The sequence below is a fragment of the Streptomyces sp. DSM 120436 genome (assembly GCF_055778765.1).
This window is the reverse complement of the sequence record NZ_JBSKBS010000002.1, coordinates 1556987-1579732: the sequence shown is the minus strand read 5'-3', so window position 1 is coordinate 1579732 and position 22746 is coordinate 1556987. Positions and strand designations below refer to the sequence as shown.

Below are 22746 nucleotides of genomic sequence, written 5' to 3'. Positions count from 1 at the left end.
GTGTGAGGTGGACCTCCGATCCTCCCACGGGGCCCGGGCCGGGGCGGCGGGGAGGAAGCGCGGACCTCGCGAGCGAGGCCCGCGGGGGACGCGCCCCGGTCCCCGGTGCGCCGGACGCGTGCGGCGCGGGGGCGGGGTCCGGTGTCAGCGGGGCGTGGCAGGATCGGACCTGTGGCAGAGACAGCATCGAAGAAGACCGACCAGACCTCCGGCGGGACCCGCCCGCGCCTGATGCTCATGGACGGGCACTCACTGGCGTACCGCGCGTTCTTCGCGCTGCCCGCGGAGAACTTCACCACCGCGACGGGCCAGCCGACGAACGCGATCTACGGCTTCGCGTCGATGCTCGCCAACACCCTGCGTGACGAGGCGCCCACGCACTTCGCGGTCGCCTTCGACGTGTCCCGCAGGACATGGCGCTCGGAGGAGTTCACCGAGTACAAGGCGAACCGCTCCAAGACCCCCGACGAGTTCAAGGGCCAGGTCCAGCTGATCGGCGAGCTGCTCGACGCGATGAGCGTGCCCCGCTTCGCCGTCGAGGGCTTCGAGGCGGACGACGTCATCGCCACGCTCGCCACCCAGGCCGAGGCCGAGGGCTTCGAGGTGCTGATCGTCACCGGCGACCGCGACTCCTTCCAGCTGGTCTCCGACCGCATCACGGTGCTGTACCCGACCAAGGGCGTCTCCGAGCTGACCCGCTTCACGCCGGAGAAGGTCGTCGAGAAGTACGGCCTGACGCCCGCGCAGTACCCGGACTTCGCAGCCCTGCGCGGCGACCCGTCGGACAACCTGCCCGGCATCCCCGGCGTCGGCGAGAAGACCGCCGCGAAGTGGATCAACCAGTTCGGCTCCTTCGCCGAGCTGGTCGAGCGGGTCGACGAGGTCAAGGGCAAGGCCGGGCAGAACCTCCGCGACCACCTGGAGTCCGTCAAGCTCAACCGCCGGCTCACCGAGCTGGAGCGCCGGGTGGAGCTGCCGAAGGGTGTGCTCGACCTGGAGCGCACCGCCTACGACCGCAAGACCGTGGCGATGATCCTCGACACCCTGGAGATCAGGAACCCCTCGCTGCGGGAGCGGCTCTTCGCCGTCGACCCGGGCGCCGAGGAGGCCGAGACCACCCCGGTCGCCGCGGACGGCGTGGAGGTCGACGGCGCCGTGCTGGGCACCGGCGAACTGGCCGGCTGGCTCGCGGAGCACGCCACCGGTCCGGTCGGCGTCGTCGCGGTCGACTCCTGGGCGCTCGGCACCGGCTCCGTCGCCGAGATCGCGCTGGCCACGGCGGAGGGACCGGCCGCCTGGTTCGACCCGGCCGAGCTGGACGAGGCCGACGAGCAGGCGCTGCGCGCCTGGCTCGGCGACGCGGCCCGCCCCAAGGTGTTCCACAACGCCAAGCGCGCGATGCGGGTCTTCCCCGAGCACGGCTGGCGGATCGAGGGCGTCACCATGGACACGGCGCTCGCCGCGTACCTGGTGAAGCCGGGCCGCCGCTCCTTCGACCTGGACGCCCTGTCCCTGGAGTACCTGCACCGCGAGCTGGCGCCCGCCGCCGCGCCCGACGGGCAGCTCGCCTTCGGCGCGGACGACGGCGCCCAGGCGCACGCGCTGATGGTGCAGGCCCGCGCCGTCCTCGACCTGGGCGAGGCCTTCGAGAGCCGCCTCGCCGACGTGGGCGCCTCCGATCTGCTGCGCGACATGGAGCTGCCCACCTCCGCCCTGCTGGCCCGCATGGAGCGGCACGGCATCGCGGCCGACCGGGCGCACCTGGAGTCCATGGAGCAGATGTTCGCCGGCGCCGTGCAGCAGGCGGTGAAGGAGGCGCACGCCGCGGCCGGGCACGAGTTCAACCTGGGCTCGCCCAAGCAGCTCCAGGAGGTCCTCTTCGGCGAGCTGGCCCTGCCGAAGACGAAGAAGACCAAGACCGGATACACCACGGACGCCGACGCCCTCGCCTGGCTCGCCGGGCAGACGGACAACGAACTGCCGGTGATCATGCTGCGTCACCGTGAGCAGGCGAAGCTCCGCGTCACCGTCGAGGGCCTGATCAAGACGATCGCCGCGGACGGCCGCATCCACACCACGTTCAACCAGACCGTCGCCGCGACGGGCCGGCTGTCCTCCACCGACCCCAACCTGCAGAACATCCCGGTCCGCACGGACGAGGGCCGCGCCATCCGCCGCGGTTTCGTGGTCGGCGAGGGCTTCGAGGCGCTGCTCACCGCCGACTACAGCCAGATCGAGCTGCGCGTGATGGCCCACCTCTCCGAGGACGCCGGTCTGATCGAGGCGTTCACGTCCGGCGAGGACCTGCACACCACGGCCGCCGCCCAGGTGTTCTCCGTCGAGCGGTCCGCGGTGGACGCGGAGATGCGCCGCAAGATCAAGGCGATGTCCTACGGCCTGGCCTACGGGCTGTCCGCCTTCGGCCTGTCCCAGCAGCTCAACATCGAGGCGGCGGAGGCGCGCGCCCTGATGGACGCCTACTTCGAACGCTTCGGCGGCGTACGGGACTATCTGCGCCGCGTCGTGGACGAGGCGCGGGCGACGGGGTACACGGCGACGCTGTTCGGCCGCCGCCGCTACCTGCCGGACCTCAACAGCGACAACCGCCAGCGCCGCGAGGCGGCGGAGCGGATGGCGCTGAACGCGCCGATCCAGGGCACGGCGGCGGACATCGTCAAGATCGCCATGCTCAACGTCGACCGCGCCCTGCGCGAGGCGGACCTGCGCTCCCGCATGCTCCTCCAGGTCCACGACGAGATCGTCCTGGAACTCGCCCCCGGCGAGCGCGAACAGGTCGAGGACCTGGTCCGCCGCGAGATGGCGTCCGCCGTCGAGCTCCGGGTGCCCCTGGGCGTCTCGGTGGGCGCGGGCCCGGACTGGGAGTCGGCGGCGCACTGACGCGGTGCGCGAGGCCGGGCGCGGCCTGTGTCTCTGCGGGAACCCCCGCGCGCCCGCGGCCAGGCACCTGCCCCCCTCCGGCCGGTGCGCCGCCGCGCGGCGGCGCGGAGGCGCGGCGGCGCGGAGGCGCGGCGGCGCCGGTACGCACCGGCCGGGCGGGCGTCCCGCCCGGCCCGCCGTCGTACGGCGGCACGCCTCCGCCTGCGGCTTCGCCCCGGCGGGCGGGCGGAGGCCGGGCGTCTCCGCCCGGCCCCGTCACCGTGCCGGGCCATCCCCAGCGCCCCCGGACTCCGCTTCGGCAGTGGCCGCCGCAGGCGGCCGGTACCCGCGTCCATGCCGCGGCGCGTCGGCTGACGGGCGTCCGGTCTGTCCGTCGTCGTGTGGTCGGTGGGCCTCTGCGGCCTGCGGTTCCGTTTCGGATGTGGCCGTGGGTGGTGCGCGGCACTCGTGTCGCATGCCGGGGCGCGGCGGCCTGACGGCCGTCCGCTCGCCCCGTCGCCGCGCGGCCGGCAGGCCACCGCCTGCGGCTTCGCCCCGGCGGTGGCCGCCGGTGGGCGGGCGGTGCCCTCGCCGCAGTGGTCGGTGCCTTTGGTCCGCCAGGTCGCCGTGCCGTCCCGAGGCGTGCGCAGGGGTGCCGTAACCGCAGGTCGGACGAGGGCCGGGAGGGTGTCCCGGCGTCTGCCGGGCTCCCCGTGCTTCACTCGGCTGGCCCCCGCAGGGGAGCCCGCACCGGGGTGGGCGGAGAGCATGCCAGGCATGGGTATACGCATGCTTCACCGCAGAGCGGCACCCCCGCGGACCGACGCCGACGGACCCACCACCCAGGCGTTTCCACCGGTCCCGGTCTTCGCGGCCGCCGCAAGCACCGCCCGTGTCCCCGGCGGCCTCACGGCCGCCTTCCGCGACGCCGCAGCCCGGCTCGGCCGCCGCGTCACCGACGGCCGGTGGAGAACCGGCCGCACCCCCGCCACCCCGGGCGCCGGGACGGAACAACCCCCGTGGCGGCTGTGGGCCGAGCTGGCCCGCGCCTACCTCACCCTCGTCCTCACCCTGCTGCCCCGGCCCCGCCCGGTCCGCACGATCACCGTGTTCGTCGCGGCGAGCGAGACGCTCAGCGTGCGGCCGTACGGTCCGGCTCCCGCGTATCCGCGCCCGCAGGGCCCTCCGTGGCCGGGACCCGACGCCGCACCCTGACGGCGACGGCGTACACCGGCAGCGCGGCGACCAGCCCCGCGCCCGCGCCGAAACAGACGGTCGGGATCAGCTCGTAGGGCTTCGCCACGTGGCCCCAGTGGGCCCACCACCGGGTGGCCCGCAACACCGCCGCCACGACCGCGCACCCGCAGAGCAGCAGGACGGCCGCCCACCGGTCGGCCGCCGACAGCACCGGCACCCCCGAGGGCGCCGTGCCCCCGGGGACCACGCGCCGCAGCGCCCGCGCCGCGAACACCACCAGGACGACCGCGGCCGCCAGCGACGTCCCGTACTGCGCGTACCAGAACACCGGCGAACCCCCGATCTCCCGTTCCAGCACGGGGAGCAGCCGCGTCCCCCACCGGTCGTGATGGGTGAACGCGTCCCACACCACGTGCGTCAGCGCCCCCAGGACGGCGGACACGTACCAGCGCGCCGCCAACGACGCCCGTACGCGCGCCCGGGGCGCACCGCAGTGCACCAGCGCCGCCACCCGCCCCTGGCGCGCCCGCGGCAACAGCGCCACCAGCGGCTCCCGCACCAGCAGCCACAGTCCCACCAGCGCCCAGGCGATCAGCACGTCCACGGTGAACACGCCCCAGCCGGCGTGCGTCACGTCGCCGAACTCCATCGCCCCGGACACCGCACTGGCCGCGTAGTAGGTCATGTCGGGCGCGAAGCTGCCCGCGACCAGCACGGCCGGGACCAGCGGCCCGCGGCCCGTCCCGTCGGTGCGGACGGCCGGCAGGACCGCCGCCGCGTGACTGAGTGTGAACGGCAACGGAGCTCCTCGCAGCGGGGGTTGACCGGGGGACGCCCGGGCTCGCCGGCCGGCGGCCCCGGGCCGGGCGGACCCCAGTATTCGGCAGACCCGCGCACGCGGGCCCGCCGCCCCGCGAACCGCCCGGACGAGAAGGTGGCCAACCGGTGAATATCGGGCATCAACGGGTGTCCGTGCAGGGGAAGTTGTCGTAGGGTCGCGAGGGTCGCCGAACCGGTCCCGCGCCCCGGGGCAACCGGCGGGGCGGGCAGATCGTCACAACAGGGCGGACACAGCACACGGTGACGGGCGCCGACGGCGCCCATGGGGAGGGGTTCACTCTATGGCGGCGCACATCGGCAGGCGGCTCCGCAAGCAAGCGGCGACCACCGCCGTGGCCGCGGCAGCGGTGGCGGCTCTGTCCGCGTCCCAGGCGCCCGGCGTCACGGTCGACGACCAGGGCAGACAGAGCACCGGCGACGCCGCCTCCGCGCCCGACACCGCCGCCGACGACAGCGCCACCGGCAACTCGCCGTACTACACGGACCTGCCGCCCCTCAACAGCCCCAGCCCGTCGCCCTCCACGGGCTCCGGCGGCGGCGCCGGCGACCGGCGCGCCGCCGAGGCCGGCATACCCGCGACCGTCCTCGACGCCTACAAGAAGGCCGAGGCCGCGCTGCGCGAGAAGAAGCCCGGCTGCAACCTGCCCTGGCAACTCCTCGCCGCCATCGGCAAGGTGGAGTCCGGTCAGGCGCGCGGCGGCCGGGTCACCGCCGACGGCACCACCGTCACGCCGATCCTCGGCCCCCAGCTCGACGGCAACGGCTTCGCCCTCATCCGGGACACCGACGACGGCGCCTACGACGGCAACAGCATGTACGACCAGGCCGTCGGGCCCATGCAGTTCATCCCCTCCACCTGGGAGTGGGCGGGCCGCGACGGCAACGGCGACGGCCGCGAGGACCCGAACAACATCTACGACGCCGCCCTCGCCGCCGGCCACTACCTGTGCCGCTTCGACTGGGACCTGTCCGACCGGGACGACCTGCGCAAGGCGATCCTCAGCTACAACAACTCGACGGACTACGTGAACACCGTCCTGTCGTGGCTGGAGTACTACCGCAAGGGCACCCACGAGATCCCCGACGGCACCGGCGGCCTGCCCGCGGACCGCAGCGACGACACGGCGCGCCCCGGCGCCTCCCCGTCGGGGCCGCGCACCACCGCCCCGCCGACGAGGCCCGGCAGCACCCGGCCCGGCAAGCCCTCCGGCTCCCGGCCGGCGCCCCGCCCCGCCCCACCCGGCGACGGCGGCCCGAGCGCACCGCCCACCACGCCTCCTCCGCCCACCACGCCTCCTCCGACCACCCCACCGACGCCCACCGACACGGTGCACCACCTGGAGGACGCCGGCACCGGCCCCCTCACCGCCATGGCGGGTCACACCTTCGCCGAGCGCATCAGCACCCGCGCGGAGACCGGGACCGGCAAGGCGGTCGCCAAGGTGCGGATCCGCTTCACCATCGTCGGCGACACGGACGCCACCTTCGCGGGCGGCGAGAGCGTGGCGACCGTCACCACCGACGCGTCCGGCGTCGCGGTGGCGCCCGCGCTGCGGGCGGGGGAGAAGACCGGCGCGTTCGCCGTCCAGGCGGCCGTCGCGGGCCGCTCCGTCAAGGGCGTCCCCTACAAGGCGACGGTCACCGAGCGGGCCGCCGACGCCCTCGTCCGCACCGGCCCCGAGGAACCGACCTCCGTCGTGGGCGGCGAGTTCGCCGAGCCGGTCGAGGTCAGGGCCACCTACCGGGGCGCGGCAGCCGGGAAGGTCGCCGTCACCGCCACCCTCGTGACGTCCGCCGACGACCTCGCCGAGAACGACAAGGGCCCCTACTTCAAGGACGCCGACGGCAGGACGGTCCGCACCCTGACCGGTCTCAGGACGGACGCGGACGGGCTGCTGACCCTGCCGAAGCTGTACGCGGACGACACCGCCGGCACGTTCCTGCTCCGCCTCACCGCGGCCGGCGGCGCGACCCTCACGGTCGAACTGACCGTGGAACCGGCGGCCACCCCGAGCCCGGACCCGGAACCGTCGACGGACCCCTCGACCGGCCCCTCGACGGAGCCGTCCACCGGGCCGTCCACCGGGCCGTCGGGAACCCCGGCCGCCTGACGACGCGGACGCGGGCGCCCCGTACGGGACGGGCGCCCGCGCGTCCTACCTCCGCAACCGCGCGTTGGTGTGCCGGGTCGGCTGTGCCGAGGCCGGGTCCTGGGGCCAGGGGTGCTTCGGATACCGGCCCCGCAGCTCCGCCCGCACCTGCTGGTAGCCCTCCCTCCAGAAGGAGGCGAGGTCGGCGGTGACGGCGGCGGGCCGGCCGGCCGGGGACAGCAGATGGACCAGCAGCGGCACCCCGGCCACCGCGGGCGACTCCTGCAGTCCGAACATCTCCTGCAACTTCACGGCGAGCACCGGCCGCTCCGGATCGGACCAGTCGATCCGCACGGCCGACCCGCTGGGCACGGTGATCCGCTCGGGCGCCAGCTCGTCGAGGCGTGCCGCCTCGCCGGACGCCCACGGCAGCAGCCGTGCCAGCGCCTGCCCGGCATCGATGCGGGCGAGGTCCGCCCGGCGCCGCGCCCGGCTCAGCTCCGGCTCCAGCCACTCGTCCACGCGCGCGTGCAACGCCTCGTCGGACACGTCCGGCCAGGGCTCGCCCAGCCGCCCGTGCAGGAAGGCCAGCCGCTGCCGCAGGACCTCCGCCCCGGCCGGCCACCGCAGCAGCCCGAACCCCTCCCGGCGCAGCCCGTCCAGCAGCGCGGCGCGCACCAGAGCGGGGCCGGCGCCGGTGAGCGGCCGTGCGGCCAGCTCGACCGCCCCGAGCCGTTCGACCCGGCGCGCCACGACGTCCCCGCCGGCCCAGTGCACCTCCTCGCGCCGCTCCACGAACGTCCCCGCCGCCCAGCGCGCCACGTCCTCGTCCACGGCGGCCCCCAGCAGGACGCGCGCGTGGCCGCGCCCCACGGGCCGGTCGGCCACGGCCACGGCGATCCACTCGGCCCCGCGCAACGCGGACCCCGCCCCCACCTCGGCCCGCGTCCCGCCCACCATCAGGTACGACCCGCCGTCCGCCCGGGCCACCCGCTCCGGGAAGGCGAGCGCCACGACGACACCGACGGCACACTCCTCCACGCCGACCCCACCACCGTGCCCGCCCGGCGGCTCCCCGCCGCCCCGGGCCACCGGCACGGCGCCGTCGTCCGCCCGCGTCGGGGCGCCGGGGGCGGCGGTCCCGTCCGTGCGGCCCGCGTCCGGCCCGCCGTCCGCGCGCTTCTGTGCGCCGGGCGCACCACCGTGCCCGCCCGGCGGTTCCCCGCCGCCCCGGGCCACCGGCACGGCGCCGTCGTCCGCCCCCGCAGGGACGCCCGACGCCGAGGTCCCGTCGGAGCCGCCCGTGTCCGGCCCGCCCGCGTCCGGCCCACCGGCCGGTGCGGCTCCCTCCGCCCCGGTCGCCGCCCCGCGCAGCCGCCGTACCTCCGTGCGCCAGCGCGCCGCGTATCCGTCGCCGCCGCGGCGCGCGGTGCGCAGGGCGGCGATCAGGTCGTCGCCGTAGTCGCGCGGGGGCTCCTCGGAGAGCAGCGCGACGACCTCGGCCGCGAGGCCGGCGCCCACGCGCGGCGCGGCGTCCGTCAGGGCGCGTCCCAGGCGCGGGTGCAGGCCGAGCCGGGTGAGGCGGGCGCCCCGCTCGGTGGGGCGGCCGTCCGGCCGTACCGCGCCGATCGCGGTGAGGACGGCGCGGGCCGCCGCCATCGCGCCGCCCGGCGGGGGATCCAGTAGCGCCAGACCGGAGGCGTCCGGATCGCCCCAGCAGGCCGCCTGGAGCGCGAACGCCGTCAGGTCGGCCACCTTGATCTCGGGGGAGGGGTACGACGGCAGCCGCGCGTCCTCCGCCTCGGCCCAGCAGCGGTACACCGTGCCCGGCGCCTCCCGTCCGGCACGACCCGCCCGCTGCCGCCCCGCGGCCCGCGAGGCCCGTACCGTCGCCAGGGCGCTCAGCCCGCGCGCGTGGTCGACGCGCGGCTCGCGGGCGAGACCCGAGTCCACCACGACCCGCACCCCCGGCACCGTCAGCGAGGACTCCGCGACCGATGTCGCCAGCACCACCCGGCGCCGCTCACCGGGCGACAGCACCGCGTCCTGCACGGTGGCCGGCGCCCGCCCGTGCACCTGGAGGACGTCCACCCCGGGCAGGGAGCCCAGCATCCCGGCCACCCGGGAGATCTCCCCGACCCCCGGCAGGAACACCAGCACGTCGCCGTCCCGCTCGGCCAGGGCCCGGCGCGCCACCGCCGCCACATGCGTGAGCAGCGCCGGATCCACCCACATGCCGTGCGGCGGCCGCACCGCGCGCGGGGGCGGCGCCCACACCACGTCGACCGGGTGCGCGGCGCCCCGCGCCTCGACCACGGGCGCGCCGCCCAGCAGCCGCGCCCAGCCCTGCGCGTCCGTCGTCGCCGACGCGGCCACCAGCCGCAGGTCCGGCCGCAGCGTCTCGCGCACGTCCCACAGGAACGCCGCCGCCGTGTCCGCGTCCAGATGGCGCTCATGGCACTCGTCGAGCACCACCGCGTCCACCCCGGCCAGCTCCTGGTCGCGCTGGAGCCGCTGGAGGAGCACGCCGGTCGTGACGACCTCCACGCGCGTGTCCCGCCCCACGACCCGCTCCCCGCGCACCGTGAAGCCGACCGAGCCGCCCGCCCGCTCGCCCAGCAGCCACGCCATCCGGCGCGCCGCCGCGCGGGCCGCGATCCGCCGGGGCTCCGCGACCAGCACCCGCCGCGCGGGGCCCGTGCCCCACAGACCGGCGAGCGCCAGCGGCACCAGGGTGGTCTTGCCGGTCCCCGGCGGCGCCACCAGCACGGACGTGCCGCGGGTGTCGAGCGCCTCGGCGAGCCCGGGCAGGGCCTCGCGCACCGGGAGGGACTCCAGCGCCTCGTGACGGATCACGCGCTCAGTCCCGTACGCACACGAAGACCGCCGTGCCGGGGATCAGGCTGCCGCGCAGCGGGGACCAGCCGCCCCACTCGGAGGTGTTCCAGGCCGGCCACTCCGGCTCCACCAGGTCCACCAGCCGGAACCCGGAGGCGACCACGTCACGGACCCGGTCCCCGAGCGTCCTGTGGTGCTCCACGTACACCGCGTGGCCGCTCTCGTCCTGCTCCACGTACGGCGTGCGGTCGAAGTACGACCCGGACACGCTCAGTCCCTCCGGGCCCGGCTCGTCCGGGAACGCCCAGCGGATCGGGTGCGTCACGGAGAACACCAGCCGCCCGCCCGGCCGCAGCACCCGGTGCGCCTCGCGCAGCACCAGCCGCGGATCGGCGACGAAGGGCAGCGCCCCGTACGCCGAGCAGGCCAGGTCGAAGGAGGCGTCGGCGAAGGGCAGCGCGCCCGCGTCCGCGCACACCAGGGGGAACGCCCCGCCGATGCGCAGCGCGTGCTGGAGCTGGCGGTGCGAGATGTCGAGGGCCACCGGGCGCGCGCCCCGCGCGGCCAGCCAGCGCGAGCACTGTGCCGCGCCGGCGCCCAGTTCCAGGACGTCGCGCCCCTTCAGCTCCTCCGGCGGGCCGAGCAGCTCCGCCTCCGCCTCGTCCAGACCCTCCGGGCCCCATACGAAACGGTCGTCGCCGAGGAAGGCGCCGTGCTCGGTCTGGTACTCGTCGGCGTTGCGGTCCCACCAGCCCCGGTTGGCCCGGGAGCTCTCCGTGACGCCGGCCTCCCGCCGGGTGGCCTCCGGTTCGGGGACTTCGGGCTCTTGGATGATCGGCTCCCTCGTCGTACTCTTCCGTCCAGCCGGGTCCCCGGTGTGTCGCCGAGGGGGTCTTCGTCACCCCTGCATGCCCTCGGGAGACGGCAGTTGTGCCGGTTATGCGGCGATCTGCCCCGGGTGGGCGGCTTCGTGCATTGACCATGCCCGGCCGTCCCCGTATGCTACAAGTTGCGCTGCGGGCCTGCGCACCTCAGACGTAGCAGGCTGCGCTCGCATCTGTTGTATGTCCCCTCGGTTGTCGAGGCGCCATCGCGTTTTCGTGGCGCTTCCTTGGCTGTCCGGCTTCTGCAGAGCGAAACGGGCTCCGGCGTAGCAGTACCTACGACTTCAATGTCCGTACCGGAGCCCTTTCCCACATGACGAGCAGCACCGAGACCACCGCCACCACCCCGCAGGTAGCGGTCAACGACATCGGTAACGAGGAAGCGTTCCTCGCCGCGATCGACGAGACGATCAAGTACTTCAACGACGGCGACATCGTCGACGGCGTCATCGTGAAGGTCGACCGGGACGAGGTCCTGCTCGACATCGGTTACAAGACCGAAGGTGTCATCCCGAGCCGCGAGCTCTCGATCAAGCACGACGTCGACCCGAACGAGGTCGTCGCCGTCGGCGACGAGATCGAGGCCCTGGTCCTCCAGAAGGAGGACAAGGAAGGCCGCCTGATCCTCTCGAAGAAGCGCGCCCAGTACGAGCGTGCCTGGGGCACCATCGAGAAGATCAAGGAAGAGGACGGCATCGTCACCGGTACCGTCATCGAGGTCGTCAAGGGTGGTCTCATCCTCGACATCGGCCTCCGCGGCTTCCTCCCGGCCTCCCTGGTCGAGATGCGCCGTGTCCGCGACCTCCAGCCCTACGTGGGCAAGGAGCTCGAGGCGAAGATCATCGAGCTGGACAAGAACCGCAACAACGTGGTCCTGTCCCGCCGCGCCTGGCTGGAGCAGACCCAGTCCGAGGTCCGCCAGACGTTCCTCACCACCCTGCAGAAGGGTCAGGTCCGTTCCGGCGTCGTCTCCTCGATCGTCAACTTCGGCGCCTTCGTGGACCTGGGTGGCGTCGACGGTCTGGTCCACGTCTCCGAGCTGTCCTGGAAGCACATCGACCACCCCTCCGAGGTCGTCGAGGTCGGCCAGGAGGTCACGGTCGAGGTCCTCGACGTCGACATGGACCGCGAGCGCGTCTCCCTGTCGCTGAAGGCGACCCAGGAAGACCCGTGGCAGCAGTTCGCCCGCACCCACCAGATCGGCCAGGTCGTGCCCGGCAAGGTCACGAAGCTGGTTCCGTTCGGTGCGTTCGTCCGCGTGGACGAGGGCATCGAGGGTCTGGTCCACATCTCCGAGCTGGCCGAGCGTCACGTGGAGATCCCGGAGCAGGTCGTCCAGGTCAACGACGAGATCTTCGTCAAGGTCATCGACATCGACCTCGAGCGCCGTCGCATCAGCCTCTCGCTGAAGCAGGCCAACGAGGCCTTCGGCGCCGACCCGACGGCGGTCGAGTTCGACCCGACCCTGTACGGCATGGCCGCGTCCTACGACGACCAGGGCAACTACATCTACCCCGAGGGCTTCGACCCCGAGACCAACGACTGGCTCGAGGGCTACGAGAAGCAGCGCGAGGAGTGGGAGCGCCAGTACGCCGAGGCGCAGGCCCGCTTCGAGCAGCACCAGGCGCAGGTCATCAAGTCCCGCGAGGCGGACGAGAAGGCCGCTGCCGAGGGTGGCGAGGCCGCCGCTCCGGCCGCGTCCGGCGGCGGTTCGTACTCCTCCGAGGGCGGCGACCAGTCCGGCGCCCTGGCTTCGGACGAGGCGCTGGCCGCGCTTCGCGAGAAGCTGGCGGGTGGCCAGAGCTGAGCGCTCGCCGCTGAGGGCTAGCGGTTGATCTGAGGGGCCGCACCTTTCGAGGTGCGGCCCCTCAGGCGTTCCCGAGGGGTTCGTCGCCGGCCGGCGGGCCCGGTGGGGGTGTGCCGTGCGGTTCCCCGTGCCCCTCCAGGGTGTTTCCCCGAGGGCGTCGTCATCGTGGGAATGCTTGTGTGCCGTGCCACGTTGTGGTGGGTGGAACACGAGGAGGAGCGGTCACTGTGCTTGATCCGCAGGATGTGTACGCCTGGGAGCCGAAGGGCCTGAGCGTCGTCGACATGGCGCTGGCCCAGGAGTCGGCCGGACTTGTCATGCTCTACCACTTCGACGGATACATCGACGCGGGGGAGACCGGGGACCAGATCGTCGACCGGCTGCTCGACTCGCTGCCCCACCAGGTCGTCGCCCGGTTCGACCACGACCGGCTCGTCGACTACCGGGCGCGCCGGCCCCTGCTCACCTTCACCCGCGACCGGTGGACCGACTACGAGGTGCCGGCCATCACCGTGCGGCTCGTGCAGGACGCCACCGGAGCGCCCTTCCTGCTGCTCTCCGGGCCCGAGCCGGACGTGGAGTGGGAGTGCTTCGCCGCCGCCGTGCGGCAGATCGTGGAGCGCCTCGGGGTACGCCTGTCGGTGAACTTCCACGGGATTCCCATGGGAGTCCCCCACACCCGCCCGGTCGGCCTCACCCCGCACGGCAACCGCACCGACCTCGTCCCGGTGAGCAGCAGCCCCTTCGACGAGGCGCAGGTGCCCGGCAGCGCCGAGGCCCTGGTCGAGTACCGGCTCATGCAGGCCGGGCACGACGTCCTGGGCGTCGCGGCGCACGTGCCGCACTACATCGCCCGCTCGCCGTACCCGGACGCGGCGCTGACCGCGCTCGAGGCCATCACGGCCGCCACGGGGCTCGTCCTGCCCGGCGTCGCGCACTCCCTGCGCACCGACGCCCAGCGCACCCAGACCGAGATCGACCGCCAGATCCGGGAGGGCGACGACGAGCTCACCGCCCTCGTCCAGGGACTGGAGCACCAGTACGACGCCGCGGCGGGCGCCGCGACCCGGGGGAACATGCTCGCCGAGCCGGTGGACATCCCGTCGGCGGACGAGATCGGCCGCGAGTTCGAGAGGTTCCTCGCCGAGCGGGAGGGCGACACCTGACGCCCGCCGGACCGCCGGTCACAGCCGCCGCCTAGGCTGCTGCCCATGCTGACAGTGGGCCTGACCGGCGGTATCGGAGCCGGCAAGAGCGAGGTGTCGCGGCTGCTCGTGGAGCGCGGAGCCGTGCTGATCGACGCCGACCGCATCGCACGCGAGGTCGTCGAACCGGGCACGCCCGGGCTCGCCGCCGTCGTGGAGGCCTTCGGCGAGGAGATCCTCGCCGAGGACGGCAGCCTGGACCGGCCCCGCCTCGGCGCCCTCGTCTTCGCCGACCCGGAGAAGCTGACCACGCTCAACTCGATCGTGCACCCCCTGGTGGGCGCCCGGTCGCGGGAGCTGGAGGAGGCCGCGCCCGGGGACGCCGTCGTCGTCCACGACGTGCCCCTCCTCACCGAGAACGGCCTCGCCCCGCTCTACGACGTCGTGATCGTCGTCGACGCGCGTCCCGAGACCCAGCTCGACCGGCTGGTGCGGCTGCGCGGCATGAGCGAGGCGGACGCACGGGCCCGCATGGCGGCCCAGGCCACCCGGGAGCAGCGCCGGGCGGTCGCCGACATCGTCATCGACAACGACGTGCCCCTCGACGCGCTGGAACGGCGCGTCGAGGAGGTGTGGGCCGAGCTGGTCCGCCGCGCGCGGGAGCCCCGGCCGGAATAACCGGTGCCGGGCGGGGCGTTGATCCCCTCGAGCGAGGGAAGGATTCCGCCGTGCCCGACACCAGTGGTCCGTCCGGACGTACGCCGGAGACGCATGTCATCGACTTCCGCGCCGCCGAGCACCTGCTCGCCTCCCGCGATCCGCGGGGCGCCGTGAAGCTGCTCGACGGCGTGATCGACGTCCATCCCGAGAACACGGCCGCCCGGCTGCTGCGGGCGCGCGCCTTCTTCGCGGCCGCCCAGCTGCGCTCCGCCGAGCTGGAGTTCTCGCTCGTCCTGGAGCGGGAGCCGGACAACGCCTTCGCCCACTACGCGCTCGCCCGCGCCTACCAGCGGCAGGGCCGCCCCCGCCCCGCCAAGCGGCACTTCCGGCTGGCGGCGGCGCTGGACCCGAACCCGGAGTACCTGAAGGCGGCGCGCTTCGACGAGTGAGTCCCCGCGGGTCCTGAGCCGGGCCGCACCCGGTTAGCGCCGGTCCTTCGGCGGCTCGTACGGGGGGCGTCGCGGCCCGGCCGGCAGTGGGGGCCCTGGCGGATGTGCCGGACCACGAACAACAGGTCCGCCGTGCCGACCAGCCACAGCATCCCGCAGGCCGGCGCCCAGCCCGGATACCCGGCGAGCGCGAACGCCACGGTTCCGGCCACCGCCGAGACCACACCCCACACGCTCAGCCAGAGCCGCGTGCGCAGAGGGCTCCGCGCGGTCGTCGGTTCACTGCCCGTGCGCATCGCACTCCTCACCTTGTCGGAGCCCGGTGCTTCTCGCCCTCCGGGTGCCCGGCCGGGCCTCCTGTCACTCGTTCGGGTGGCAACGGCGGACAGGGGAACGGATGTGCGGGCGCGGTCCGTTCGACGGGCATGGAGCAGACGATGCGTGAGGGTTGTCAGGGGACGGGGCCCGGGGCGATCACCCCGGACGGCTGTGCGGTGGAGCTGTACGCGCGCCTTCCCGTGGGGGACGAGCCGGACGTCGTCGCCGCGGCGGTGCCGGCGGGGGCGCGGATCCTGGAGCTGGGCTGCGGCGTGGGGCGGATGACCCACGCGCTGCTGGAGCGCGGTTTCGAGGTGACGGCGGTGGACGAATCCGCCGGGATGCTGGAGCGGGTGCGCGGGGCGCGGACGATATGCAGTCCGGTGGAGCGGCTCGACCTCGGCGAGACGTTCGACGTGGTGCTGCTGGCCTCGTTCCTGGTGCACGCGGGGGACACCGAGGTGCGGCGGGGCATGCTGCGCACCTGTGTGCGGCACCTGGCGGAGGGCGGGTGCGTACTGATCCAGCGAGAGGGCGCGGACTATCACACGAACGTGCCGCGCGAGCGGACGGACCCGGCGGGTTTCACGGTGCGGATCGTGTCCGTGGAGCCGGCCGGCGACGGCGTCGACTCGGTGCACGCGGAGTACGTGTTCCCGGACGCGACCTGGACCCAGACGTTCCTGTCCCGCCCGCTGACCCCGGAGCAGTTCGAGGCGGTACTCGCGGAGGAGGGCCTGAGGGTGGACCGGTACCTGACGGAGGACGGGATCTGGGTGAGGGCGGTGCCGGCATCCCGCGCCTGACGGGCGTGCGGGCGCCGGCGCCCGCACGCCCGTGACGCGGCACCCGGCTTCACGGCCGGGGCGTGCCCCCGGCGCCCCCGCTCCGGCCTCGGCCGCCTGCCCCGCGCCCGCGCGCGCCACCGCCTCCGCCCGGTGCCGCGCCCGGGTCACCCAGGGCGGGCGGGCCCGCGGGGCCGCCGAACGGGCCGGGGCCGCCCAGCCCCCGCAGCCGCTCCAGCTCGCGACGGTCCCGCTTGGTCGGGCGGCCCGCGCCGCGGTCGCGGATGCCGGCCGGGGCGACGGCCTCGCGCGGCGGGGGCGGCGGGGAGTTGTCGAGGTAGCACTGGGCGGCGACCGGCGCCCCCACCCGCTTGCGGATCAGCCGCTTCACGACGACGACCCGCTCCCGCGTCTCGACCCGCACCCGCACCTCGTCGCCGACCCGCACGGCGTGCGACGGCTTCACCCGCTCGCCGTTCACGCGGACGTGCCCGCCCCGGCAGGCGGCGGCGCCCATGGACCGGGTCTTGACCAGCCGTACCGACCAGATCCAGCTGTCGATCCGCACGGTCTCGCCGTTCTGCGGCCCGGCCGCCTCGGCGGCGGCCACCGCCGCGGCGGTCTTCGGGTCCGCCGGCTCGGGCGTGGTCCCCGCGGGCCGGGGCGTGGCCCCCGCGCCGCCCGCGCCCCCGTCCGCTCCGGCCGTCCTGTCGTTCTGCGCACCCTCCGCAACCATGCTCCCGACCTTAGCCCGCCCGGCCCGCCGACCGTGTACGGATATCGACGGGCCCGGCCCACGCCCGGACGTCGCACCCGGCGCCTACGGTGGAACCATGGATCACCAAGGTCTCGCCCGGCTCGACCGGCGCATCGCCGGCTGCCGTGCCTGCCCGCGCCTGGTCGACTGGCGCGAGGAGGTCGCCCGTACCAAGCGGGCCGCGTTCGCGGACTGGACGTACTGGGGAAGGCCGGTGCCCGGATTCGGGCCGGCGGACGCGCGGCTGCTGATCGTCGGCCTCGCGCCCGCCGCGCACGGCGGCAACCGCACCGGCCGGATGTTCACCGGGGACCGCTCCGGCGACGTGCTGTACCAGGCGCTGTACGACGTGGGCCTGGCCTCCCAGCCGACCTCGGTCCACGCCGACGACGGCCTGGAGCTGTACGGCGTCCGTGTCACCGGGCCCGTGCACTGCGCCCCGCCCGCCAACAAGCCCACCCCGGCCGAACGGGACGCCTGCCGCCCCTGGCTGGTGCAGGAGCTGCGGCTGCTGCGGCCGACGGTCCGGGCGGCGGTCGTCCTCGGTGCCTTCGGCTGGCAGGCGGCGCTTCCCGCGTTCGCCGAGGCGGGCTGGACCGTTCCCCGGCCCCGGCCCGCCTTCGGGCACGGCGCCCGGGTCGAGCTGGACGCCGCCGACGGCCCGGCGCTCCGCCTTCACGGCTGCTTCCACGTCAGCCAGCGCAACACCTTCACGGGCAAGCTCACCCCCGAGATGCTCCGGGACGTCCTGCGCACGGCGGCCGAGGCAGCCGGACTGCGCCCGGAGGAAAGGGGATGAGCGTCCCGCACGGTGGCGCTACGGTGCTCGGATGGGCAGGTATCCGGAGATCGAACCGTACGACCACGGCATGCTCGACGTCGGGGACGGCAACCGCGTCCACTGGGAGACCAGCGGGAATCCGCACGGCAAGCCCGCGGTGGTGCTGCACGGCGGGCCCGGCTCGGGCGCCGGCGCCGGACTGCGGCGCTACTTCGACCCCGCCGCCTACCGCATCGTCCTGTTCGACCAGCGCGGCGCGGGACGGTCGGTGCCGTCGGCCGCCGACCCCGCCACCGACATGGGCCTCAACACGACGCCGCACCTCATGGCGGACCTGGAGCGGCTGCGCGCCCACCTGGGCATCGAGCGGTGGCTGGTGTGGGGCGTGTCCTTCGGCTCGGCCCTGGGCCTGCGCTACGCGCAGACCCACCCCGGTGCGGTCTCCGAACTGGTGCTGACCGGCGTGGCCACCGGCTCGCCCGCGGAGGTCGGCCTGCTGACGCGGGGCCTCGGCCGGATCTTCCCGGAGGCCCACGCGCGGTTCCTCGCGGAACTGCCCGAGGCCGAGCGCGACGGCAACCTGGCCGCCGCGTACAACCGGCTGCTGGAGTCGCCCGACCCGCGGGTCAGGGCGCGGGCCGCGCGGGCGTGGACGGACTGGGAGACGGCGATCATCCCCGCCCCGCCCGGTTCCGTGGAGCGGTTTTGCGACCCGGCGTTCCGTCTGGGCTTCGCCCGCACCGTCACCCACTACTGGGGCAACGACCACTTCTTCGGCGACGGGGGAGAGGAGGGCGTCGTCCTCCGCGACGCCCACCTCCTCAAGGGCATCCCCGGCACCCTGGTCCAGGGCAGCCTCGACGTCGGTAATCTCCTCGGCATCGTCTGGCGACTGCACCACGCCTGGCCGGACAGCGAGCTGGTGATCGTCGACGACGCCGGTCACGACGCGGGCGCGGCCGGCGACGACGCCCTGGTGGCGGCGACGGACCGGTACGCCCGCCGACCGGTCTGACGAGCAGACCCCTTACGGCTGCAGCACCACCTTGGTGTAGCCCTCGATCCGCTTGTCGAACTTGTCGTACGCGGACGGCGCCTGGTCCAGCGGCAGTTCGTGCGAGACCACGAAGCTGGGCTTCGCCCGGCCCTCGATGATCATGTCGCGGAGCTGCCGGTTGTAGCGCTTGACGTTGCACTGGCCGGTGCCGAGCCTGATGCCCTTCTCGAAGAGCTTGCCGACCGCGACCAGCAGCATGCCCTGCTTGGAGTGCTCGTCGGGGGCGCCCGGGTCGGACGGCACGTACAGCCCGGGGATGCCGAGCATGCCGGTGGCCCGGACCGTGCGGACCAGCGAGTTCAGCACGGTCGCCGGCTCCTCGCGGTCCGTGCCGCCGCCCGCCGAGGCCTGGTAGCCGACGGCGTCGATGCCCTTGTCGGTGCCCATGCCCTCGGTCTGGTCGTGGATCTGCTCGACCGGGTCGCCCTCCGCGAAGTTGACCGGGACCGCCCCGATCTCCTCGGCCTTCTGCAGCCGCTCGGCGACCCGGTCGACCACGAACACCTTCTTCGCGCCGCGCAGCATCGCCGAGTAGGCCGCCATCAGCCCGACCGGGCCGGCGCCGTACACCGCGACGCTCTCACCCGGGCGCACCTGGGCGAGTTCGCAGCCGTGGTAGCCGGTGGGGAAGATGTCCGCGAGGAGCACGAAGTCGTTCTCGTGCTCGGTGCCCGGAGGCAGTTTCAGGCAGTTGAAGTCGGCGTAGGGGACGCGCAGGTACTCCGCCTGTCCGCCCTTCCAGGGGCCCATGGCCACATAGCCGTAGGCGCCGCCCGGGAAGCCGGGGTTGACGGTGAGACAGTACCCGGTGAAGCCCTCGACGCAGTTGGTGCAGAAGCCGCAGGCGACGTTGAAGGGCATGACCACGCGGTCGCCCTCCTTGAGCGAGGTGACGCCCGGACCGACCTCGGCGATGGTGCCCATGTTCTCGTGGCCGAAGGTGATGCCCGGCTCGGCGTTGGTGCGACCCTCGTACATGTGCAGGTCGGAGCCGCAGATCGCGGTCGACGTGATCCGGACGATCACGTCGTTGGGATGCTGGACGGTCGGGTTCTCGACCTCCTCGACGGCGACCTCGAACGGTCCCTTGTACACGACGGCCTTCATGGTGCGATCTCCGTTCGGTTGGTGTTCTGCGTGGTGCGCAGCGACGCCCCTCCCGATGGTCCGCGTGACCGATATCTCATGATTCTCCGGTCTTGTGACCGGGGCAAGCCGGTAGTATCCGACGAATGCCGTGCGATGCCCGCCCCGCTCCGGCGGCGCGGCCCCGGCGATCCCGACGAAGACCCGATGAAAACCCGATGAAGACCGATGAGAGGGGAGAGGGCGGAACATGGCAGCTCAGAGGCTGGGAACCTTGCTTGTGGCCGTGCCCGGGCTGTCCGGCACCCTGTACCCCCCGGGCACGACCGTGACCGTCCGAGGCCGCGGCGCGTCCGTCGACGCGTTCGTCAACGGCGACTGGCTCTCGTTGTCGTGGTGGGAGTTCTCCGACGGTCTCCGTGAGGACGTCGCCGACCGCTGACCGGTCACCTCAGGGTTCAGTCGACCTTGACCCAGTCCAGGGTGCGCTCGACGGCCCGCTTCCAGTCCTCGTAGCCCTGCCTGCGCCGGTCCTCGTCCCACTGCGGCTCCCAGCGCCTGGACTCCTGCCAGTGCGAGCGGAGCTCGTCGGTGTCGCTCCAGAAGCCGGTGGCGAGGCCCGCGGCGTACGCGGCGCCCAGTGCGGTGGTCTCCGCGACCACGGGCCGGCTGACCGGCACCCCGAGCACATCGGCCTGGATCTGCATGCACAGGTCGTTCGCGGTGACACCGCCGTCCACCTTGAGCACGTCCAGGTGCACCCCGGAGTCCTGCTCCATCGCCTCGACCACGTCACGGCTCTGGTAGCAGATCGCCTCCAGCGTGGCCCGCGCGATGTGGCCGCCGGTGTTGTACCGGGAGAGGCCGACGATGGCGCCCCGGGCGTCGGAACGCCAGTAGGGGGCGAACAGGCCGGAGAACGCCGGCACGAAGAACATGCCGCCGTTGTCCTCCACCGAGCGCGCCAGCTGCTCGCTGTCCGGGGCGCTCCCGATGATCTTCAGCTGGTCGCGCAGCCACTGCACCGCCGCGCCGGTCACGGCGATGGAGCCCTCCAGCGCGTACACCGCCGGGCTGCCGGCGAACTGGTACGCCACCGTCGTCAGCAGGCCGTTCTGCGAGCGGACCAGTTCGGTGCCGGTGTTCAGCACCAGGAAGTTGCCGGTGCCGTAGGTGTTCTTGGCCTCGCCGGGGGAGAAGCAGACCTGTCCCACGGTGGCCGCGTGCTGGTCGCCGAGGACGCCGGTGATCGGCACGGCGGCGCCCAGCGGGCGGGACGTGCGGGCCTGGCCGAACGCCTCGGGGTCCGAGGAGGGGTGGACGGCCGGGAGCATCGAGCGCGGGATACCGAAGATGCCGAGCAGTTCGTCGTCCCAGTCGAGGGTCTCCAGGTTCATCAGCATGGTGCGGCTGGCGTTGGTCACGTCCGTGGCGTGGACGCCGCCGTTGGGGCCGCCGGTGAGGTTCCACAGCACCCAGGCGTCCGTGTTGCCGAACAGGGCGTGCCCCGCCTCGGCCGCCTCGCGCAGCCCGGCCACGTGGTCCAGCAGCCACTTGATCTTGCCGCCGGAGAAGTAGGTGGCCGGCGGCAGCCCCGCCTTGTGGCGGATCACGTCGCCGTGGCCCTCGCGGTCGAGGGCGGCGGCGATGCTGTCGGTGCGGGTGTCCTGCCAGACGATCGCGTTGTAGTACGGACGGCCGGTGCGCGGGTCCCAGACGACGGTCGTCTCGCGCTGGTTGGTGATGCCGATGGCCCGCAGGTCGGAAGCCGTCAGGTTGCCGTCGCGGAGGGCGTTCTGGATCACCGTGTTGGTGCGCTCCCAGATCTCCACCGGGTCGTGCTCGACCCAGCCGGAACGGGGCAGGATCTGCTGGTGCTCCAGCTGGTGCTTCGCCACCTCGTTACCGGCGTGATCGAAGATCATGAAACGGGTGCTGGTGGTCCCCTGGTCCACCGCGCCGACGAATTCGGGCATCGCTGCAACCTTTCTGAGTGACGACGGTCCCGGGGGGCCTACGCCTCCTCGGTGGCCGGGCCTTCCTCCTGGTCCTCCATCGCCCGCGTCCTGGCGGTGATCACCGGCTTGATGAGCAGGTCGTACACCAATACGCCGAGGACGCCGCCGATCAGCGGGCCGACGATGGGGATCCACCAGTAGCCGCTGAACCACCCGAACGTGCCCGGCAACGCGATGTCGCCCCAGCCCTCGAAGTAGGTGAACAGACGGGGGCCGAAGTCGCGCGCGGGATTGATCGCGTATCCGGCGTTCGTGCCGAAGGTGAGACCGATGGCGACGACCACCAGGCCGATGAGGAACGGGTGGAGATTCGCCAGGGGAGCGACGTTCTTCATGTCGATGAGCGCGCAGATCAGGAGCAGCAGAATGCCGGTGCCCACGATCTGGTCGAGCAGCGGGCCCCACCAGGAATCCCCGAAGTATTCCGCGGGGAAGGTCGCGAAAATAGAATAGGTGGACAGTGATTCGTCACGGGCCAGACCGGCCTTCGCGTCGGCGGCGTCGATCGCCCAGTGGTAGCAGGCGTAGACGAGCGCGGCGGCGACGAAGGCGCCGAGCAGCTGGGCCAGCCAGTAGGCGGGCACCTTCTTCACGGGGAAGTCCCTGCGCACGGCGAAGGCCAGGGTCACCGCCGGGTTGATGTGGGCGCCGCTGATGCCGCCCGCCACGTAGACGCCGAAGACGACGGCGAGGCCCCAGCCCCAGCAGATGATGAGCCAGTTCGCCGGTCCGAAATCCACGAACTGCCGCCCGGAACCGGGGAGGCCCACGACCGCGACGGCGACGGATCCGAGACCCAGCAGAATGAGGACGAACGTCCCCAGGAATTCGGCGAGCATCTCGCCGCCGATGCCTTCGCGATAGCCGCGTCGGCGTGGAGCTGTAACGCGATCAGCCATCAGCCCTCCTCGAACGGAAATGGCGCGGACTGTGCCTCTCCATGTCGGCAGCGTAGGTCCGCCCCGGTGCCCGGGCGCGCGGAGAGCGGCCTTTCCCACCGACGGCCCAGTTCGGTGAGCGAAGGGGAGGGGAAGGGCGAATACTGCGGAGCCTTCGGGGAGTCGGGAGCGAGGTTTCCGCACGGGTCCGGGGAGAGCGGACAAAAGCGTCCGCCGAGGACCGGCCGCCTCGGCCGGACGACAGGGCCCCTGCGCCCC

Annotated in this window: 18 protein-coding genes and 1 pseudogene; 11 read left to right on the top strand and 8 right to left on the bottom strand. The window is 73.8% G+C overall.

Annotated elements, in window-relative coordinates; genetic code table 11:
- The first annotated feature begins 171 nt into the window (after positions 1-171).
- Both polA and ACWH4W_RS29270 read left to right on the top strand, forming a co-directional pair.
- Positions 172-2898: a DNA polymerase I gene (gene polA / locus ACWH4W_RS29275; protein WP_473078811.1), complete on the top strand. Its 2727-nt coding sequence runs from the start codon at positions 172-174 to the stop codon at positions 2896-2898.
- Positions 2899-3654: 756 nt separating this feature from the next.
- Positions 3655-4092 carry a hypothetical protein gene (locus tag ACWH4W_RS29270; RefSeq protein WP_473078810.1) on the top strand — a complete coding sequence of 146 codons (438 nt, stop codon included), beginning with the start codon at positions 3655-3657 and terminating at the stop codon, positions 4090-4092.
- On the opposite strand, the gene ACWH4W_RS29265 is transcribed toward ACWH4W_RS29270, so the two are convergent.
- Entirely contained in the window at positions 4010-4873 is an 864-nt protein-coding gene (locus tag ACWH4W_RS29265) for a DUF4184 family protein (RefSeq protein ID WP_473078809.1), read from the bottom strand. The genes ACWH4W_RS29270 and ACWH4W_RS29265 overlap by 83 nt on opposite strands.
- Positions 4874-5195: 322 nt before the next feature.
- Here ACWH4W_RS29265 and ACWH4W_RS29260 point away from each other — a divergent pair, with 322 nt between their 5' ends.
- Positions 5196-7025, top strand: a complete 1830-nt coding sequence (locus ACWH4W_RS29260) for a lytic transglycosylase domain-containing protein (protein WP_473078808.1) — start codon at positions 5196-5198, stop codon at positions 7023-7025.
- A gap of 45 nt (positions 7026-7070) precedes the next feature.
- Here ACWH4W_RS29260 and ACWH4W_RS29255 read toward each other — a convergent pair whose 3' ends face one another.
- Together ACWH4W_RS29255 and ACWH4W_RS29250 are read right to left on the bottom strand one after the other, a co-directional pair.
- Entirely contained in the window at positions 7071-9860 is a 2790-nt protein-coding gene (locus tag ACWH4W_RS29255; protein WP_473078807.1) for an ATP-dependent RNA helicase, read from the bottom strand.
- Positions 9861-9864: 4 nt separating this feature from the next.
- Complete coding sequence (locus tag ACWH4W_RS29250; protein WP_473079289.1) at positions 9865-10677, bottom strand: class I SAM-dependent methyltransferase; 813 nt, start codon at positions 10675-10677, stop codon at positions 9865-9867.
- A 362-nt stretch (positions 10678-11039) separates the two neighbouring features.
- Here ACWH4W_RS29250 and rpsA point away from each other — a divergent pair, with 362 nt between their 5' ends.
- The 4 genes from rpsA (at position 11040) to ACWH4W_RS29230 (ending at position 14787) form a co-directional block, all read left to right on the top strand.
- The gene (rpsA, locus tag ACWH4W_RS29245; protein WP_093766690.1) at positions 11040-12533 is read left to right on the top strand and encodes a 30S ribosomal protein S1; all 1494 of its coding nucleotides are present in this window, start codon (positions 11040-11042) and stop codon (positions 12531-12533) included.
- A 227-nt stretch (positions 12534-12760) separates the two neighbouring features.
- Entirely contained in the window at positions 12761-13699 is a 939-nt protein-coding gene (locus ACWH4W_RS29240; protein WP_473078806.1) for a PAC2 family protein, read from the top strand.
- Between the two features lie 45 nt (positions 13700-13744).
- Positions 13745-14356: a dephospho-CoA kinase gene (gene coaE, locus ACWH4W_RS29235; protein ID WP_473078805.1), complete on the top strand. Its 612-nt coding sequence runs from the start codon at positions 13745-13747 to the stop codon at positions 14354-14356.
- A 50-nt stretch (positions 14357-14406) separates the two neighbouring features.
- Positions 14407-14787, top strand: a complete 381-nt coding sequence (locus tag ACWH4W_RS29230) for a tetratricopeptide repeat protein (RefSeq protein ID WP_473078804.1) — start codon at positions 14407-14409, stop codon at positions 14785-14787.
- Positions 14788-14820: 33 nt separating this feature from the next.
- On the opposite strand, the pseudogene ACWH4W_RS29225 reads toward ACWH4W_RS29230, so the two are convergent.
- Positions 14821-15083: pseudogene (locus tag ACWH4W_RS29225) on the bottom strand (DUF6343 family protein).
- 141 nt (positions 15084-15224) lie between these two features.
- Here ACWH4W_RS29225 and ACWH4W_RS29220 point away from each other — a divergent pair.
- Entirely contained in the window at positions 15225-15911 is a 687-nt protein-coding gene (locus tag ACWH4W_RS29220) for a class I SAM-dependent methyltransferase (RefSeq protein WP_473078803.1), read from the top strand.
- 49 nt (positions 15912-15960) lie between these two features.
- Here ACWH4W_RS29220 and ACWH4W_RS29215 read toward each other — a convergent pair whose 3' ends face one another.
- Complete coding sequence (locus ACWH4W_RS29215) at positions 15961-16626, bottom strand: RNA-binding S4 domain-containing protein (RefSeq protein ID WP_473078802.1); 666 nt, start codon at positions 16624-16626, stop codon at positions 15961-15963.
- A gap of 97 nt (positions 16627-16723) precedes the next feature.
- Between ACWH4W_RS29215 and ACWH4W_RS29210 the strand changes: the two genes are divergently transcribed.
- Positions 16724-17446: a uracil-DNA glycosylase gene (locus ACWH4W_RS29210; RefSeq protein WP_473078801.1), complete on the top strand. Its 723-nt coding sequence runs from the start codon at positions 16724-16726 to the stop codon at positions 17444-17446.
- A gap of 31 nt (positions 17447-17477) precedes the next feature.
- Complete coding sequence (pip, locus tag ACWH4W_RS29205; protein WP_473078800.1) at positions 17478-18443, top strand: prolyl aminopeptidase; 966 nt, start codon at positions 17478-17480, stop codon at positions 18441-18443.
- A gap of 12 nt (positions 18444-18455) precedes the next feature.
- On the opposite strand, the gene ACWH4W_RS29200 is transcribed toward pip, so the two are convergent.
- Positions 18456-19592: a glutathione-independent formaldehyde dehydrogenase gene (locus ACWH4W_RS29200; RefSeq protein ID WP_473078799.1), complete on the bottom strand. Its 1137-nt coding sequence runs from the start codon at positions 19590-19592 to the stop codon at positions 18456-18458.
- Between the two features lie 229 nt (positions 19593-19821).
- Between ACWH4W_RS29200 and ACWH4W_RS29195 the strand changes: the two genes are divergently transcribed.
- Positions 19822-20013: a hypothetical protein gene (locus ACWH4W_RS29195; protein WP_473078798.1), complete on the top strand. Its 192-nt coding sequence runs from the start codon at positions 19822-19824 to the stop codon at positions 20011-20013.
- Between the two features lie 16 nt (positions 20014-20029).
- On the opposite strand, the gene glpK is transcribed toward ACWH4W_RS29195, so the two are convergent.
- Complete coding sequence (gene glpK / locus ACWH4W_RS29190) at positions 20030-21547, bottom strand: glycerol kinase GlpK (protein ID WP_473078797.1); 1518 nt, start codon at positions 21545-21547, stop codon at positions 20030-20032.
- Between the two features lie 38 nt (positions 21548-21585).
- Entirely contained in the window at positions 21586-22428 is an 843-nt protein-coding gene (locus ACWH4W_RS29185; RefSeq protein WP_473079288.1) for an MIP/aquaporin family protein, read from the bottom strand.
- Positions 22429-22746: the final 318 nt, after the last annotated feature.